Annotated in this window: 15 protein-coding genes and 1 pseudogene; 12 read left to right on the top strand and 4 right to left on the bottom strand. The window is 70.7% G+C overall.

The window, feature by feature from the left end; all coding sequences use genetic code 11:
* Nucleotides 1-142: 142 nt before the first annotated feature.
* A complete protein-coding gene (locus ACGFSB_RS06445; protein ID WP_393395801.1) occupies nucleotides 143-1,345 on the top strand; it encodes a sensor histidine kinase in 1,203 nt (400 codons plus the stop codon).
* Nucleotides 1,342-1,995 (top strand): response regulator, encoded by a 654-nt coding sequence (locus tag ACGFSB_RS06440; protein WP_393394932.1) that lies wholly within the window; start codon nucleotides 1,342-1,344, stop codon nucleotides 1,993-1,995. Before ACGFSB_RS06445 ends, ACGFSB_RS06440 begins: the two co-directional genes overlap by 4 nt.
* 59 nt (nucleotides 1,996-2,054) lie before the next feature.
* Here the strand turns inward: ACGFSB_RS06440 and ACGFSB_RS06435 are convergent, their stop codons facing one another.
* Nucleotides 2,055-2,870 (bottom strand): IclR family transcriptional regulator, encoded by an 816-nt coding sequence (locus ACGFSB_RS06435; protein WP_393394929.1) that lies wholly within the window; start codon nucleotides 2,868-2,870, stop codon nucleotides 2,055-2,057.
* Nucleotides 2,871-3,231: 361 nt separating this feature from the next.
* On the opposite strand from ACGFSB_RS06435, the gene allB reads away from it, so the two are divergent.
* Entirely contained in the window at nucleotides 3,232-4,578 is a 1,347-nt protein-coding gene (gene allB, locus ACGFSB_RS06430; protein WP_393394926.1) for an allantoinase AllB, read from the top strand.
* A gap of 5 nt (nucleotides 4,579-4,583) precedes the next feature.
* Nucleotides 4,584-5,702 carry an allantoicase gene (gene alc, locus ACGFSB_RS06425; RefSeq protein WP_393394923.1) on the top strand — a complete coding sequence of 373 codons (1,119 nt, stop codon included), beginning with the start codon at nucleotides 4,584-4,586 and terminating at the stop codon, nucleotides 5,700-5,702.
* Nucleotides 5,703-5,815: 113 nt separating this feature from the next.
* On the opposite strand, the gene ACGFSB_RS06420 is transcribed toward alc, so the two are convergent.
* Nucleotides 5,816-6,556 carry an SDR family NAD(P)-dependent oxidoreductase gene (locus ACGFSB_RS06420; RefSeq protein ID WP_393394920.1) on the bottom strand — a complete coding sequence of 247 codons (741 nt, stop codon included), beginning with the start codon at nucleotides 6,554-6,556 and terminating at the stop codon, nucleotides 5,816-5,818.
* A 196-nt stretch (nucleotides 6,557-6,752) separates the two neighbouring features.
* Between ACGFSB_RS06420 and ACGFSB_RS06415 the strand changes: the two are divergent.
* The 3 genes and pseudogenes from ACGFSB_RS06415 to ACGFSB_RS06405 all read left to right on the top strand — a co-directional run.
* Nucleotides 6,753-7,239, top strand: a pseudogene (locus tag ACGFSB_RS06415) (EamA family transporter); the annotation flags it as partial.
* 51 nt (nucleotides 7,240-7,290) lie between these two features.
* Nucleotides 7,291-7,728 (top strand): hypothetical protein, encoded by a 438-nt coding sequence (locus ACGFSB_RS06410; protein ID WP_393394917.1) that lies wholly within the window; start codon nucleotides 7,291-7,293, stop codon nucleotides 7,726-7,728.
* A 131-nt stretch (nucleotides 7,729-7,859) separates the two neighbouring features.
* Entirely contained in the window at nucleotides 7,860-8,276 is a 417-nt protein-coding gene (locus tag ACGFSB_RS06405) for a ribonuclease domain-containing protein (RefSeq protein ID WP_393394914.1), read from the top strand.
* An 18-nt stretch (nucleotides 8,277-8,294) separates the two neighbouring features.
* Here the strand turns inward: ACGFSB_RS06405 and ACGFSB_RS06400 are convergent, their stop codons facing one another.
* Nucleotides 8,295-8,537 (bottom strand): hypothetical protein, encoded by a 243-nt coding sequence (locus ACGFSB_RS06400; RefSeq protein WP_393394911.1) that lies wholly within the window; start codon nucleotides 8,535-8,537, stop codon nucleotides 8,295-8,297.
* Between the two features lie 159 nt (nucleotides 8,538-8,696).
* Between ACGFSB_RS06400 and ACGFSB_RS06395 the strand changes: the two genes are divergently transcribed.
* The 4 genes from ACGFSB_RS06395 (at nucleotide 8,697) to ACGFSB_RS06380 (ending at nucleotide 12,920) form a co-directional block, all read left to right on the top strand.
* Nucleotides 8,697-9,857, top strand: a complete 1,161-nt coding sequence (locus ACGFSB_RS06395; RefSeq protein ID WP_393394908.1) for a sensor histidine kinase — start codon at nucleotides 8,697-8,699, stop codon at nucleotides 9,855-9,857.
* Nucleotides 9,858-9,992: 135 nt separating this feature from the next.
* A complete protein-coding gene (locus tag ACGFSB_RS06390; RefSeq protein ID WP_393394905.1) occupies nucleotides 9,993-11,072 on the top strand; it encodes a hypothetical protein in 1,080 nt (359 codons plus the stop codon).
* Nucleotides 11,069-12,208: a hypothetical protein gene (locus ACGFSB_RS06385; protein WP_393394902.1), complete on the top strand. Its 1,140-nt coding sequence runs from the start codon at nucleotides 11,069-11,071 to the stop codon at nucleotides 12,206-12,208. Before ACGFSB_RS06390 ends, ACGFSB_RS06385 begins: the two co-directional genes overlap by 4 nt.
* 40 nt (nucleotides 12,209-12,248) lie before the next feature.
* Nucleotides 12,249-12,920 (top strand): response regulator, encoded by a 672-nt coding sequence (locus ACGFSB_RS06380; protein ID WP_393394899.1) that lies wholly within the window; start codon nucleotides 12,249-12,251, stop codon nucleotides 12,918-12,920.
* Between the two features lie 55 nt (nucleotides 12,921-12,975).
* On the opposite strand, the gene ACGFSB_RS06375 is transcribed toward ACGFSB_RS06380, so the two are convergent.
* Nucleotides 12,976-13,995 carry a Gfo/Idh/MocA family oxidoreductase gene (locus ACGFSB_RS06375; RefSeq protein ID WP_393394896.1) on the bottom strand — a complete coding sequence of 340 codons (1,020 nt, stop codon included), beginning with the start codon at nucleotides 13,993-13,995 and terminating at the stop codon, nucleotides 12,976-12,978.
* Nucleotides 13,996-14,235: 240 nt separating this feature from the next.
* Here ACGFSB_RS06375 and ACGFSB_RS06370 point away from each other — a divergent pair, with 240 nt between their 5' ends.
* Nucleotides 14,236-15,033, top strand: coding sequence for an SAM-dependent methyltransferase (locus ACGFSB_RS06370; RefSeq protein ID WP_393394894.1), 798 nt, complete (start codon nucleotides 14,236-14,238; stop codon nucleotides 15,031-15,033).
* Nucleotides 15,034-15,138 lie beyond the last annotated feature (105 nt).

Genomic DNA, 15,138 nt, shown 5'->3' with positions numbered 1-15,138 from the left:
AGCACGCTTCACCCGAATCGAAGGAGGGAGCTCGCGATCAACCTTTCGGTTGAGGGGACACGGGGCGGTTCCGCATACGCTGGAAGGTCCCATGAACATCACCGCAACCGAGCCCTCGCCTCCACTCCCGTCCGAGGTTCCGATGCTCTCCGCCGGGTCCGACTCCGACTCCCGGACCACCCCCGTGGCCCTCGTCCTGCGCCTGTGTCTGCACGCGCTGCTCGCCGGGCTGCTCGCCCTCGCCGTGGTGCGGGCCGTGGCCGATGGCGGGCCGCGCGGCGGTGCTGTCGTGGCGGTCGCGGTCGCCATGGGCGGTGTCTACGCGGCCGGTGTCCTCAGCCCGGCTGTCGCCCGCTCGCAGCGCGCCGCCGCCGTGTGGCTCGCGGCGCTCGGCGTGTGCTGGGTGGCGTTGCTCGTCCTGTCGCCGGACGGGCTGTGGACGGCGTTCCCCCTGTACTTCCTGCAACTGCATCTCCTTCCGGTGCGCTGGGCCGTGCCCGCCGTGGTGCTCACCGCCGCTGCCGCCATCGCGGGCTTTCTGCTGCACGGCTCGCCCGTATCGCCCGGCAGCTTCATCGGGCCGCTGCTCGGCGCGGCCGTGGCGGTCGCCACCGTTCTCGGGTACGAGGCGCTGTACCGGGAGAGCGAGCGGCGCCGCGAGCTCATCGGCGAGCTCATGGCCACGCGGGCCGAGCTCGCCGCCGCCGAGCGGACCGCCGGGACCCTCGCCGAGCGCGAGCGCCTCGCCCGCGAGATCCACGACACGCTCGCGCAAGGGCTCTCCTCCATCCAGCTCCTGCTGCGCGCCGCGCAACGCTCCCTGCCTGTCGGCTCGCCCGCCGCGCCGCACATCGAGCAGGCCCGTGCCGCCGCGCAGGACAACCTCGCGGAGGCACGGCGCTTCGTGCGGGCCCTGAGCCCGCCCGATCTGGAGCGCGGGTCGCTGGCGGCGGCGCTCGAGCGGCTCTCGGCGTCGGCCGGGTCCGGAGTGCAGGTTCAGTTCACCGTCAGCGGTACGCCCACCGAGCTGCCCACCCCGTACGAAGTGGCCCTGCTCCGCACCGCCCAGTCCGCCCTGGCGAACACCGTCCAGCACGCGGGCGCCGGACGCGCCGAGATCACGCTCAGCTTCATGGACACCTCGGTGTCCCTGGACGTGGTCGACGACGGGCGTGGCTTCGATCCGGCGTCCGCGCCGCACGAGGGCGGAGACGGCGGATTCGGGCTGCCCGCCATGCGGGCGCGGGCCCGCTCGCTCGGCGGGACGCTCAGCGTGGAGTCGATGCCGGGGCACGGCACGGCCGTCGCGGTGACGCTGCCGCTTCCGACGAGAGCCGCGCTGTGAGCGCCCCGGCACCGGCGCCCATCCGGCTGCTCCTCGCCGACGATCATCCCGTCGTACGCGCCGGGCTGCGTGCCGTGCTCGACACCGAGCCGGACTTCTCCGTCGTGGCGGAGGCGGCTACGGCCGAGGCGGCGGTCTCGCTCGCCGCGACCGGCGAGTTCGATGTCGTCCTGATGGACCTTCAGTTCGGGGCGGGGATGCACGGGGCGCAGGCCACGGCCGCGATCGCCGCGGTGGCGGGGGCGCCGCGTGTCCTTGTCCTGACGACGTACGACACGGACGCCGACATCCTCGCCGCGGTCGAGGCGGGAGCCGCGGGCTATCTGCTGAAGGACGCGCCGCCGGAGGAGCTGGCAGCGGCGGTACGGACCGCTGCCGCGGGGCAGTCCGCGCTCGCTCCCGCCATCGCGCATCGGCTGATGGACCGGATGCGGACGCCCGGGGAGGCGTTGACCGGGCGGGAGCTGGAGGTGCTGCGGCTGGTGCGGGAAGGTCTTTCCAACCTGGAGATCAGCAAGCGGCTGTTCCTGAGCCAGGCGACGGTGAAGTCTCACCTGGTGCACATTTACGCGAAGCTGGGGGTTGATTCGCGTACAGGCGCGGTGGCCGTGGCGACGCGACGGGGGCTCATCAGGGGTGGCGCGGGCTAGGACCCTTCTGACAGATCTCAGCGGAGGGGCTCCCCGCCCCTCCGCTCAGCGCAATGGCCCTACGCCTGGGGCCCCGAACTGGCCAGCGCGGCAGACAGCTCCACCGCCACCTCCTGCAGCACCGGCACGATCTTCTCCACCGCCGCCTCCGTCACCCGGCCCGCCGGTCCTGAGATCGAAATGGCCGCGGCGGTAGGAGAGTTGGGGACCGAGACCGCGAGGCACCGCACCCCGATCTCCTGTTCGTTGTCGTCGACCGCGTAGCCCGCCCTGCGCACTTCCTCCAGCGCGTCGAGGAAGCCCTCCGCCGTGGTGATCGTCTTTTCCGTGGCGGCGGGCATCCCGGTGCGTCCGAGCAGGGCCCGGACCTCCTCGGGAGCGGTGTGGGCGAGCAGGGCCTTACCGACTCCTGTGGAGTGAGGGAGGACCCGGCGGCCCACTTCCGTGAACATCCGCATGGAGTGCTTGGAGGGCACCTGGGCGACGTAGACGATCTCGTCCCCGTCGAGCAGCGCCATGTTCGCCGTCTCGCCGGTCTCCTCGACCAGGCGGGCGAGGTAGGGGCGCGCCCAGGTGCCGAGCAGGCGCGATGCCGATTCGCCGAGGCGGATCAGGCGCGGGCCGAGGGAGTAGCGGCGGTTGGGCTGCTGGCGTACATAGCCGCAGGCGACCAACGTACGCATCAGGCGATGGATCGTGGGCAGCGGAAGGCCGCTGCTCGCGGAGAGCTCGCTGAGGCCGACCTCACCCCCGGCGTCCGCCATCCGTTCGAGGAGGTCGAAGGCGCGCTCGAGGGACTGGACACCACCGCTGGCAGCGGGCGGCTTGGGGGCGGCGACTTCGGTGGAGGCGTCGCTGGCGCTTGACGTCGGCACGGCGCAGTCCTTTCGGGGCTGACGGGCAAGGCAGCAGCCTATCGGGCGGTTCCCGCACGGTCTTTTGACCGTACTGGTGTCTTCGCCGGTCAGGGGGCCTTTGTCCGCTTCTCCGCGGTCACGCCCGGTGATCGCTTGACGGTCCGGTTGTGCGTAGCTACGTTCTGGCCTGCGGAATTCTAATTCCACTTTGTGGAAACGTCCAGGGTGCTCCAGGTGGCCTCTTGACGACTAGGGATCGGCCGTGAAGACTCTTTCAACAGAACGTTGAATTCCGTTTAGCGGAACCGAAAGGTCTGTGTAGCGGAAGAGAACGGACGACGGACAGGGCGAAGAACCGCGATGAGAGGGCGTTGAGGACGTGGCCGTTGAAGTGGACGTCGAACTGGTGCTGCGCTCCACGCGCGTCATCACCCCGGAGGGAACCCGCCCCGCGTCGGTCGCGGTTTCCGGCGGGAAGATCGTGGCTGTGCTGGCGTACGAAGCCGTGGTCCCGGCGGGAGCCAGGCTCGAGGACTTCGGTGACGACGTCCTGCTGCCTGGGATCGTCGATACGCACGTTCATGTGAACGACCCGGGCCGCACGGAGTGGGAGGGCTTCTGGACCGCCACCCGCGCCGCGGCCGCCGGTGGCATCACCACCCTCATCGACATGCCGCTCAACTCCCTGCCGCCGACCACGACGGTCGCCAATCTGCGTACGAAGCAGGACGTCGCCCGCACCAAGGCGCACATCGACGTCGGCTTCTGGGGCGGTGCCCTGCCCGACAACGTCGGCGACCTCAAGCCCCTCCACGACGCCGGTGTCTACGGCTTCAAGTGCTTCCTCTCGCCGTCGGGCGTGGACGAGTTCCCGCACCTGGACCAGGACCGCCTCGCCACCTCCATGGCGGAGATCGCCGGGTTTGGCGGACTGCTCATCGTGCACGCCGAGGACCCGCACGAGCTGGACGCGGCCCCGCACAAGAGCGGCCCCAAATACGCGGACTACCTGGACACCCGCCCGCGTGTCTCCGAGGACGTCGCTATCGAGGGGCTCATCTCGCTCGCCAAGCGGCTCGGCGCCCGTGTCCACGTACTGCACCTGTCGTCGTCGGACGCGCTGCCCCTGATCGCCGCCGCCAAACGCGAGGGCGTCAAGCTCACCGTCGAGACCTGCCCGCACTACCTCACGCTCACCGCGGAGGAAGTCCCGGACGGCGCGAGCGAGTTCAAGTGCTGCCCGCCCATCCGCGAGGCCGCCAACCAGGACCTGCTCTGGGACGCGCTCGCCGAGGGCACCATCGACTGCATCGTGACGGACCACTCGCCGTCCACCGCGGACCTCAAGACCGACGACTTCGCGACCGCGTGGGGCGGCATCTCCGGACTCCAGCTCAGCCTCCCCGCGATCTGGACCGAGGCCCGCAAGCGCGGCCACAGCCTCGACGACGTGGTGCGCTGGATGTCGACGCGCACCTCCGAACTGGCCGGACTCGACCAGAAGGGCGCCATCGAGGCCGGCCGCGACGCCGACTTCGCGGTCCTCGCGCCCGACGAGACCTTCACCGTGGACCCCGCGGAGCTCCAGCACAGGAACCGAGTCACGGCGTACGCGGGCAAGACCCTCAGCGGCGTCGTGAAGTCCACCTGGCTGCGCGGCGAACGCATTCTGCACGGCGGCGAGTTCAGCGAACCCGCAGGCCGACTTCTGGAAAGGAAGAACTGATCACTGTGACGACGGCGATACCGACCTTCACCGGCGACGCGAGCCCCTACGGCGGCGGCGACCCCTTCGCGGACTACCGCACCGCGGACTTCCCCTTCACGCAGTACGCCAACCTTGCCGACCGGCAGCTCGGCGCCGGTGTGATCGCCGCCAACGACGAGTTCTTCGCGATGCGCGAGAACCTGCTCCTGGCGCACGCCGCCGTGTTCGACCCGGAGCACTTCGGGCACAAGGGCAAGGTCATGGACGGCTGGGAGACCCGCCGCCGCCGCGGAGTCTCCGCCGAGCACCCGTGGCCCACCGCCGACGACCACGACTGGGCGCTCGTACGCCTCGGCGCCCCCGGCGTCGTACGCGGCATCGTCATCGACACCGCCCACTTCCGCGGCAACTACCCGCAGGCCGTGTCGGTCGAGGGCGCCAACGTCGAGGGTTCGCCCACCCCCGACGAGCTCCTCGCGGACGACGTGAAGTGGACGACTCTCGTACCCCGCACGGCAGTCGGCGGCCACGCGGCCAACGGCTTCGCCGTCGACGTCGAGCAGCGCTTCACGCACCTGCGCGTCAACCAGCACCCGGACGGCGGCATCGCGCGCCTTCGCGTGTACGGAGAGGTCGTCGCCGACCCCAAGTGGCTCGCCGCGCTCGGCACGTTCGACGTGCTCGCGCTGGAGAACGGCGGCCAGGTCGAGGACGCGTCCGACCGCTTCTACTCCCCGGCCACCAACACCATCCAGCCGGGCCGCTCCCGCAAGATGGACGACGGCTGGGAGACGCGCCGCCGCCGCGACACCGGCAACGACTGGATCCGCTACCAGCTGGTGGCCCAGTCCGAGATCCGCGCCGTCGAGATCGACACGGCGTACCTCAAGGGCAACTCGGCGGGCTGGGCGGCGCTTTCGGTCCGTGACGGGGAGAGCGGCGAGTGGGTCGAGGCACTGCCCCGCACCCGCCTGCAGCCCGACACCAACCACCGCTTCGTCCTGGACGCCCCGGTCGTCGGCACGCACGTGCGGATCGACATCTTCCCGGACGGTGGCATCTCCAGGCTGCACCTCTTCGGCTCGCTGACGGAGGCGGGGGCGGGTCGCCTGACGGCGCGGTACCAGGAGCTCGGCGGCTGATTCGGGCGGCGCCGTCCATCACCGGCTTCGCCGAGTTCGTCCTCAAGCGCCGGACGGGCTGAAAGATTCAGCCCGTCCGGCGCTTGTGAAGAGCGGGGAACGGGATGGAGCCTCTACGCCCCATACCCCCCATCCGCCACCAACTCCGCCCCCGTGATGAACGCCGCATCGTCCCCGGCAAGGTAGGCGACCAGCGAAGCCACCTCATCCGCCGAGCCGAAGCGAGCAAGCGCCGTAGCCGCCCGCTGCGGCTCGGCGAACGGCCCGTCGGCCGGGTTCATGTCCGTGTCGATCGCCCCGGGATGCACCACGTTCACCGTGATCCCGCGCCCCGCGAGCTCCCGCGCCAGGGGCTTGCTCATCCCCGCGAGCGCCGCCTTGCTCATCGCGTACAGCGTCCCGCCGGGACCGCCCGCGAACTTCGCGAGGCCCGACCCGGTGGAGATGATCCGGCCCCCGTCGGCCAGCCTCCCGGCCGCCGCCTGCGAGGCCAGGAAGACCGAACGTACGTTGATGTCGAGCACCCGGTCGACATCGGAGAGCGCCAGATCCCCGATGGGACCGAGGACGCCGATGCCCGCGTTGTTCACCAGGATGTCCAGGCGGCCCAGATCGTCCGCCGCACGCTCCACCGCGCCCGCGGCGTCCCCGGGGTTCGCCGCGTCGGCCTTGATGGCGAACCCGCGCTGCCCTGCGGCCTCTATCTTGGCGACGACGTCGAGAGCGGCGGCCTCCCCGTTGACGTACGTGATCGCCACATCGGCACCCTGCTGTGCGAGCCGCAGCGCGATCGCCGCGCCGATACCGCGGCTGCCGCCGGTGACCAGGGCCGTCTTGCCGGTCAGAGAAGACATGTTCCGAACCTCACTTGCGTAGTTATGTTCCGTGCTGCGCAATAAGTGCTTGCGGGTTCAATAAAAGCGGTCCGCACACGCCGGGGCTGGCGGGAAATGGACGCGGAGATCCGGCAGGGAGGCCGCAGGGGATGCGATGACTTCCGGGCGGGCGCACGGTCTGAGTAGGTGAGAGAACCGACAAGACCCAGGACCCGTTCTCGGCGTGGTCCTGCTGACCCAGGGCGGCGGCTTCACGCGGCCCTCGCTGGGGGACGGCCTCATCCTCCTGGCGGCGCTCGCGCGCACGGTGCATGTCCTCGCGATGTCGCGGATCAAGGCCGTCGACGGCGCGGACGCGCTCTCGCTCACCACGGTCCAACTGGGCGGCGCGGTGGCCGTGTTCGCGGTGCTCGCCGCCTCGGGCGCGGGGGACGCCCTGGTCCGTCGCGGCGGACTTCGGGGCGCGCGAGTGGGCGGGGCTGCTCTTCCTCTCCGTGTTCTGCACGCTCTTCGCCTTCTTCGTACAGATGTGGGCGGTGCGCAGGACGTCCCCTTCGCGGGTGAGCCTCCTTCTCGGTACGGAGCCGTTGTGGGCGGCGGCGGTGGGGATCGCCCTTGGCGGTGAACGGCTTGGTGTGGTGGGTCTGGTGGGGGGTGTGCTGGTTCTGGTGGGGACCGGCTGGGGGCGCGGGGCGCGGTGATACGTTCCGTGGTCGCCGCGTGGCCGCGTGGCCGGTCAAGGAGGCATGTCCATGGGGGACTTCGAGCAGAAATTCGGCAGGAACGCCGAGATACACCGCAATTGGGGCGGTGTGCTGCTCTTCGCGGCGGGCGTCATCTGGGTCGTGCTCGCGTGGCAGCTGATGGCGCCGTTCAGCGACGGGGACGACGAGTACAGCGACAGCCGCAAGTGCCAGTCGCTGCTCTTCTACGAGGGGTCCGCCCCGACCTGGCAGGACGCCACGTGGGACGACTGCCGCGCGCAGCGCAGGTGGCCCGAAATGCTGGCCTGGCTCGGGCTTTCGGTGCCGCTCTCGATCGGGGGCACGGTGCTCTACACGAGCGGTGCCACGAGTCTGCGGATGCGTGAGTACATGGCCGAGCACCGCATCGCGGCCAAGAAGGACGCTGCCGCCAAGGATGCCGCCGAGAAGGATGCCGCCGAGAGGGATGCCGCCGAGAAGGACTGATGGCACGGAAGAGCACCGGCGCCACCGAGCTGGACTCACGGCGTACCACCGGTGGCGCTCGGTTAACTCCCGGAAAATTCACCGCACTTGACGTTGACACGACAACCTCTACGCGCGTCACACTGGTTCCCATGCGAATCCCCCCACGAATCGTCAGCGTCACCGCCCTCGCCGCCGCCCTGCTCATCGGCGGCCCCGTAGCCGCCTCCGCGAGCGCGGTTCCGGCCCACGCCCCCGCCTCGACGGCGTACTCCATCACCGCCGTCGGCGACATCTGCTACTCCGCGCTGCCCGCCCAGGCGCACGACACCCTGGATCTGATCGAGGCGGGCGGCCCCTACCCGTATCCGCAGGACAACACCGTCTTCTCGAACAGGGAAGGCATCCTGCCGTCGCAGAGCTCCGGCTACTACCACGAGTACACCGTGGTCACGCCCGGCTCACCCGACCGCGGTGCGCGCCGCATCGTGACCGGTGAGAAGAACGAGGAGGACTACTACACGGCCGACCACTACGAGTCCTTCGACCTGGTCGACCGCGGCTGCTGAGCCCGCCGTGGCACGGCACTAGCGGGTCTTCCGGTGGGTCTCCCGGCGGGTCTTCCCGCCGGGCTTCCGGCTCTCCGCGACGGCGAACAGCGCGAGCGCGAGGACGATCAGCGTGACGCCCGTGTAGATCTCGTAGCCGTCGAGGAACCCGATCCGCCGCACGATGCCCCAGCCGCGCAGCCGGCCGGTCAGTTCGTGCGTCAGGGCGGCCACGCCCTGGATCAGGAGAAGGACGCCGAAGACCTCAAGTACCCGCTTCATACCGAAGAGCCTCGCTCCGTGAACTCCCCATGCACATCGGCCACGGGGTGAGGCTTCTTCCTCCTGGCCCCCGCCGAAAGTCTTCACCTCCGCGACTTTGGTAGACGATCACGTCCGAGCGGCGTGCGACGCCCCTGACAGTGCGTAGATTTGTCGACCATGAGTGGCAAAAGCAGGCCCCGGCGGACCCTGCGCGACTGGCTGGTCGACTTCGCCTGCTTCCTGGTGGCCGTCGCCGTCGGGATGGTGGCCGCCGAGACGGTCGGCGACAACCCGCACATCTCGCGCGGCTTCGCCGAATTCGACCAGGTGCTCGGGGCGCTCGCCTGCGCCGCCGTCTGGCTGCGCAGGCGCTGGCCGGTCGGCCTCGCCATCGCCATGGTGCCGGTCAGCGTGGTCTCGGACACCGCGGGCGGCGCCGCGGCCGTGGCCCTGTTCACCCTCGCGGTGCACCGCCCCTTCCGGTATGTCGGCTGGATCGGCGGGGTCTCGATCGGCGTGCTGCCGTTCGTCTACTGGCTGCGACCCGACCCCGATGTGCCGCTTCTGGTCGCCGTTCTCTTCGGCACCCTGCTCAGTGCCGGCGTCATCGGCTGGGGCATGTTCGTGCGCTCGCGGCGCCAGCTCCTGGTGAGCCTGCGCGACCGTGCCGTCCGCGCCGAGAAGGAGGCCGCGTTCCGTGCCGAACAGGCCCAGCGCCTGGCCCGTGAGTCCATCGCCCGCGAGATGCACGACGTCCTCGCCCACCGCCTCACCCTGCTCAGCGTGCACGCGGGCGCCCTGGAGTTCCGCCCGGACGCGCCCCGCGAGGAGATCGCCCGCGCGGCCGGTGTGATCAGGGAGAGCTCGCACGAAGCGCTTCAAGACCTGCGCGAGGTGATCGGTGTCCTGCGCGGCGGCGGTGAGGGCGAGGCCTCAGGACGCCCGCAGCCGACCCTCGCCGCCCTGGAGACCCTGGTCGCCGAGTCCCGCGAGGCGGGTATGAAGGTCGAGCTCGAACACCACGTCACGGACCCCGACACCGTGCCCGCCGCCGTCGGACGTACGGCCTACCGCATCGCCCAGGAGGGCCTCACCAACGCCCGCAAGCACGCCCCGGGCGCCGAGGTGACCGTCGCCGTGTCGGGCGCCCCGGGTGAGGGCCTCTCCCTCGTCGTACGCAACCCGGCGCCACCCGGTGATGTGCCGCTCGTGCCGGGCTCCGGACAGGGCCTGATCGGCCTCACCGAGCGTGCTTCGCTCGCGGGCGGGCGGCTGCGGCACGGCTCTTCGCGGGGCGGCGGCTTCGAGGTGAGCGCCTGGCTGCCGTGGGCTCCTTGACCGGGAGTTACGATCAGCGGCCACATAGGGCGAGGCGGAGAAGAGGCAGCAGCGGTGACGGGGGAGAGCGGGGCGGGGAGATTCGGCCGCGTACGCGCATATGGACGCGCGCTCATACGCACACGGCGCAGGGCTGTGGCCGCGGGTGCCGTGGTGGTCGTCCTGGCGGCGGGGCTCGGAGCCTGGGCGTTCCAGGGGCCGTTGGCAGCCAAGGACCGCTACTGCTGGGGCGGTTGGGAACAGGACAGCGGGCCCGGCATCCTGGGCGACGAGGCCTACTCGGGCGATGACGCACACAGTCGTACGTCCAAGGAGGTGTCGCCGACACCGGGGAAGCCCACGGGCTCGTGCACCCTGGCCGTGCACTCGAGCCTCGTCTTCTCCGACGGCGACAAGAGCGTCCAGGACACCACGGTCACGGTGAAGTACGGCAGGGCGCCGAAGGACGCGGAGACCCGTCTGTCGTGGCTCAACGGATATCTCGGCGACGGCGCGATGCCGCTGCCCGACGGGCTGCCCGGCGCCGTGGCCGGTGCTCGCGGCCTGCTGGTGCTGCCGAAGCGGTGCGACACCCGCGACGGCCGCCCGTCCACGGTCACCCTCGACGCGCGGGAGCGGTCGGAGCCCGCGGACGTGCTGCCGCAGAAGACCGATCTCGGCGGCTCGCGCGCGGTGACCGAGCTTCTGGTGACGGCCGCCAACAAGGGGATGGAGAAGGCGGGTTGTGCCCCGGCGGAGCCGCTGAGCGTCACCGCGCCCGTACTCACGCTGCCGGAGAAGAACGAGTCCTTCTACTCCGATCCCGCGTGCCGCATCAAGGGCCTCGACCTCGACCTGGACGAGGCGAGGGAGCGGGAGGCCAGCTACCAGGTCGGCGCCGTCACCAAGGACCTGCAGTCCTGCTCGGTCCGCATCGGCCGCACCGACGTGGAGTTCCTCGACGCCCTGATGGTCGCGCACCCCCGGATCGACGCGCTCCTCAAGGACGCGATGGGCGACAGGGCGCCCGCGCGGGGCTGGCGGGGCAAGGGGGTCCTCGCGTCCGACCATCAGGTCGTACGGGCCCGGTGCGCGGGACGTCCGACGACGTTCCTGATGCTGGGCGCACCGGCGTATCAAGCCCGGGGCCACTTCGCCGCGTTCACCGACGCGGTGACGCAGCGACTGGGGTGCGATGTTGTCGCGCCCGCCGGAACCGGGGGAGAGCGCGGATGAGTGAGACGACGGACGAGATGACGACGGCTGCTGCGACTCCGGAGGTGCCCCGCCCCTGGTGGCACTGGCGGCGGCTCACGCGCGGGCGGCTGCGGCCGGCCGTGGCCGCCGCTGTGGCCGGGGCGCTGCTCGGCGGGGCCGGGGTGGCCTGGCAGGCGGAGGCGGGGCCCTTCGAGGCGGGGTCGGCATGTTGGGGCGCGTTGAGCCAGGACGACGTGGCGGATCTGTTCGACGGCAAACGGGACATCGAGGCGTCGGACGTGCCCGTCACCTCGGACCACTTCTCCTCCGAAGGCCCGTCAGGCGTGTGCCGTCTGAAGTCGCCGCGCGGCCGGCGGGTCACGGCCCAGGTCCATCAGCTGGATACCCGGTTCGGCGGCTCGGGCGACAAGTGGGCCGACGAGTACCTGTCCGCGCGGATGACCTCGCTGGGCGGCGGCCTCCTGGGCATGGCGTCGGACACGCGCGCGTGGCTGGCGGTTCCGGAGGGCTGCGTCGGCAGGGCGCCGGAGCACGACGGCCCGCTGGTGATCGACGTGGAGACGGGCTGGACCACCTACGAGGACGAGGTCGACACCGGCGAACGCGCCCGGCTCACCACTGCCGTGGTCAGACTCGTCAACGGATACCTGGCCGAGCAGGGGTGCGAGGGCAGGGTGCGGGACCCCGCGGACCGGCTGCCCGCGCCCGCCCGCTTCAAGGACGAGAAGCCCGACGCGATCTGCGGTATCGAAGGGCTGCACATGCGGGACGGGCGGGAAGCCGACAAGTACGACCGGCCGCTGGTGACGGTGGGCGCAGGCCCCGTACGGACCTGCGACCGCGATGTGCTCTTCGGCCACCCGAGTCTGCGGCTCATGACGGTCGAGGACCCGCGCCTCGCCGCGCTCTACGGAGGCCTCAAGTTCGACGGCGGCCCCGAGGTCAAGGCGTCGGGCGGCGCGCAGGGCGTGGGCTTCCTGCGGGACGACTTCGGCCTCTTCCAGGCCGAGTGCCAGACCGGCGACATCACCTTCCTCATCCGGGCCGACGACACGGATCACGCCGCCGACATCCGCACGCTCCTGCCCCGCTATGTGGCCGCGGAGGCGGACCGCGTCGGCTGCGGCCCCCTTCACCTCAAGCTGCCCGCGTGACAACGATCCCCGGCTCCCCCACCTGGTTACGGTAGGTCCCATGAACCTCATCAAGCTGCTGCTTGTCGACGACGACCCGTTGGTGCGCGCGGGCCTGTCGTTCATGCTCGGCGGCGCGGACGACATCGAGATCGTGGGTGAGGCGAGCGACGGCGCCCAGGTCGCGGGACGCGTCGCCGAACTGCGCCCTGACGTCGTCCTGATGGACATCCGGATGCCCACGATGGACGGCCTCGCGGCGACGGAGGCCCTCCGCAAGCGCCCGGACGCCCCCGAGGTCATCGTCCTCACCACGTTCCACGCCGACGAACAGGTCCTGCGGGCCCTGCGGGCGGGGGCGGCAGGTTTCGTCCTCAAGGACACCCCGCCCGCCGAGATCGTCGCGGCGGTACGGGCGGTGGCGGCGGGCGAGCCGGTGCTCTCCCCTTCGGTGACGCAGCAGCTGATCACGCAGGTGACCGAGGTGGGTCCTCAACAGGGCCGCAGGGAACGGGCGTTGGAGCGCCTCGCGCCGCTGGGGGAGCGGGAACGAGAGGTGGCCGTAGCGGTGGGCCGAGGCGCGTCGAACGCGGACATCGCGGCGGAGCTGTACCTGAGCGTGGCCACGGTGAAGGCACATGTATCCCGGGTCCTGACGAAGCTGGACCTCAACAACCGGGTGCAGATCGCGCTGTTGGCGCATGACGCGGGGTTGCTGGACGGGGTGGAGTAGCCCCGAGCGGCCCCCGGGGCGAGCGATCAGCCCCCGGCCGGGAGGCCACCGAAGCTCAGCCCCCGGCGATCTCCGCCAGCCGTACCGCCCGCCCCTCCCGTCGTGAGAGTTCGCACGCCTCCGCGATCCGCAGCGCCTCCAGCGCCTCGCGCCCGTCGCAGGGGTTCGGCCGTTCGCCTCGTACGACATCCACGAACGCCGCGAGCTCCGCCTCGTACGCGGGAGCGAACCGCTCCAGGAAGCCGGGCCACGGCTTCTCCGGCGGGGGTGGGCCCGAGGGCTCTACGGAGGACAGGGGCGTGCGGTCGTCGAAACCGGCCACGATCTGGTCGTCCTCTCCGGCCAGTTCCATCCGTACGTCGTAGCCCGCGCCGTTGCACCGAGTCGCCGTCGCCGTGGCGAGCGTGCCGTCGTCGAGGGTGAGGACCGCCGCGGCGGTGTCGATGTCGTCCGCCTCGCGGAACATCGCGGGCCCGGCGTCCGAACCGGTCGCGTACACCTGCGTCACCTCGCGGCCCGTCACCCACCGCAGCATGTCGAAGTCGTGGACCAGACAGTCGCGGTAGAGCCCGCCGGAGAGCGGGAGATACGCGGCAGGCGGCGGCGCCGGGTCGGAAGTGATCGCCCGGACCGTGTGCAGCCGCCCGAGCCGCCCCGACCGCACGGCATCGCGCGCAGCCGCGTACCCCGCGTCGAAGCGCCGCTGGAACCCCAGCTGAAGCACCGTGCCCGCGGCCTCGACCTCCCGGAGTGCGGCGAGCGTGCCGGGCAGGTCGAGAGCGATGGGCTTCTCGCAGAAGACCGGAAGCCCCGCCCGCGCCGCCTTGCCGATCAGCTCGGCGTGCGCGGAGGTCGCCGCCGTGATTACCACCGCGTCCACGGCGCCCGACCGGCCGCCCCCCGTGAAGATGTCGTCCACCGAGGGCGCCGACGCCGCGCCGATCCGTGCCGCGAGCCCCGCGGCACGCCCGGCGTCCGCGTCGGCGACGACCAGCGAATCCACCTCGGGATGCCGCTGAAGAGCCGCAGAGTGAAATGTGCCGATACGGCCCGTTCCGATCAGTCCGATGCGCATGGCCCCACCCTCACCACGACCCGCGGTCCTGTCAATCCTTTGTCCGGACAACAGAACCTCCGAGATGGGCGTAACCCGCTTCCTGGATCTCGTTGAGCTCGGACGCGAGCTGCCGTCTTCACTGATGTCAGCGACATGATCGCGACTCCGAACTACCGTGTACCACTGTGTAGTTCGGCCGAAGCGGTGGATCGTTCCGCTGGTTGTCACGCACCCTGATCTGTTGAGAGAGGCACCGTCATGAGCAGCGAACCAGCGGACATCCACAAGATAGATACGTCCCTGCCGCACAGCGCACGCGTCTGGAACTACTGGCTGGGCGGCAAGGACCATTACGCAGCCGACCAACAGGCCGGTGACGCCTACAAGGAGAAGTTCCCCCTGATCGTCCCGATGGCCCGGGAGTCTCGCGATGTGCTGCGTCGCTCGGTGAGCTGGATGGCGGCGGAAGGTGTCAAACAGTTCCTCGACGTGGGTGCCGGGCTGCCCACGGCGAACAACACTCACGAGATCGCGCAACGCGTCGCGCCGGACAGCCGGGTGGTCTACGTAGATCACGACCCGATCGTCCTGATGCACGTCGACACGCTCCTCAGGAGTACACCTGAAGGCGCCACGGACTATGTGCTCGCGGACATGCGCGACACCGAGGCGATCCTTCAAGGTGCCGCGAAGACGTTGGACATGTCCCAGCCCATCGGTCTTGTGATCAATGATGTGCTGGGGCACATCTCCCCGTGGGAAGACGTGCTGACGTTGGTGCGTGGTCTGGTATCGGGGCTTCCTTCGGGCAGCTTCGCCTCGCTGACCCACTCCGATGCCGACGACGAACTGCACCGCAGTGTGCAGGACGAGTACAACAACTCCGGCGCGATCCCCTACATCCTGCGCAGCCCGGAGCAGACGATCTCCCTTTTCGACGGCCTCGATCTCGTCGATCCCGGTTTCGTTCCCTGGCCGAGGTGGAAGCCGGACGCGGCCATGCCGGGCTCGCTGACCATTCGGGCCGGATGGGTCGGCGTGGCACAGGTGCCGTGACGTCACCCATGGCCCCCTCGGAACCCATGGCCCCCTCGGAGATCACTCCGAGGGGGCCCTTTTGTCCGGACAACAGAACTTCAGAACTTCCCGTCATCATTCCCT

Source organism: Streptomyces sp. NPDC048441 (assembly GCF_043200235.1).
GTDB lineage: Bacteria > Actinomycetota > Actinomycetes > Streptomycetales > Streptomycetaceae > Streptomyces.
Note: the sequence above shows the minus strand (reverse complement) of the source record. Positions and strands in the feature narration are given on the sequence as shown.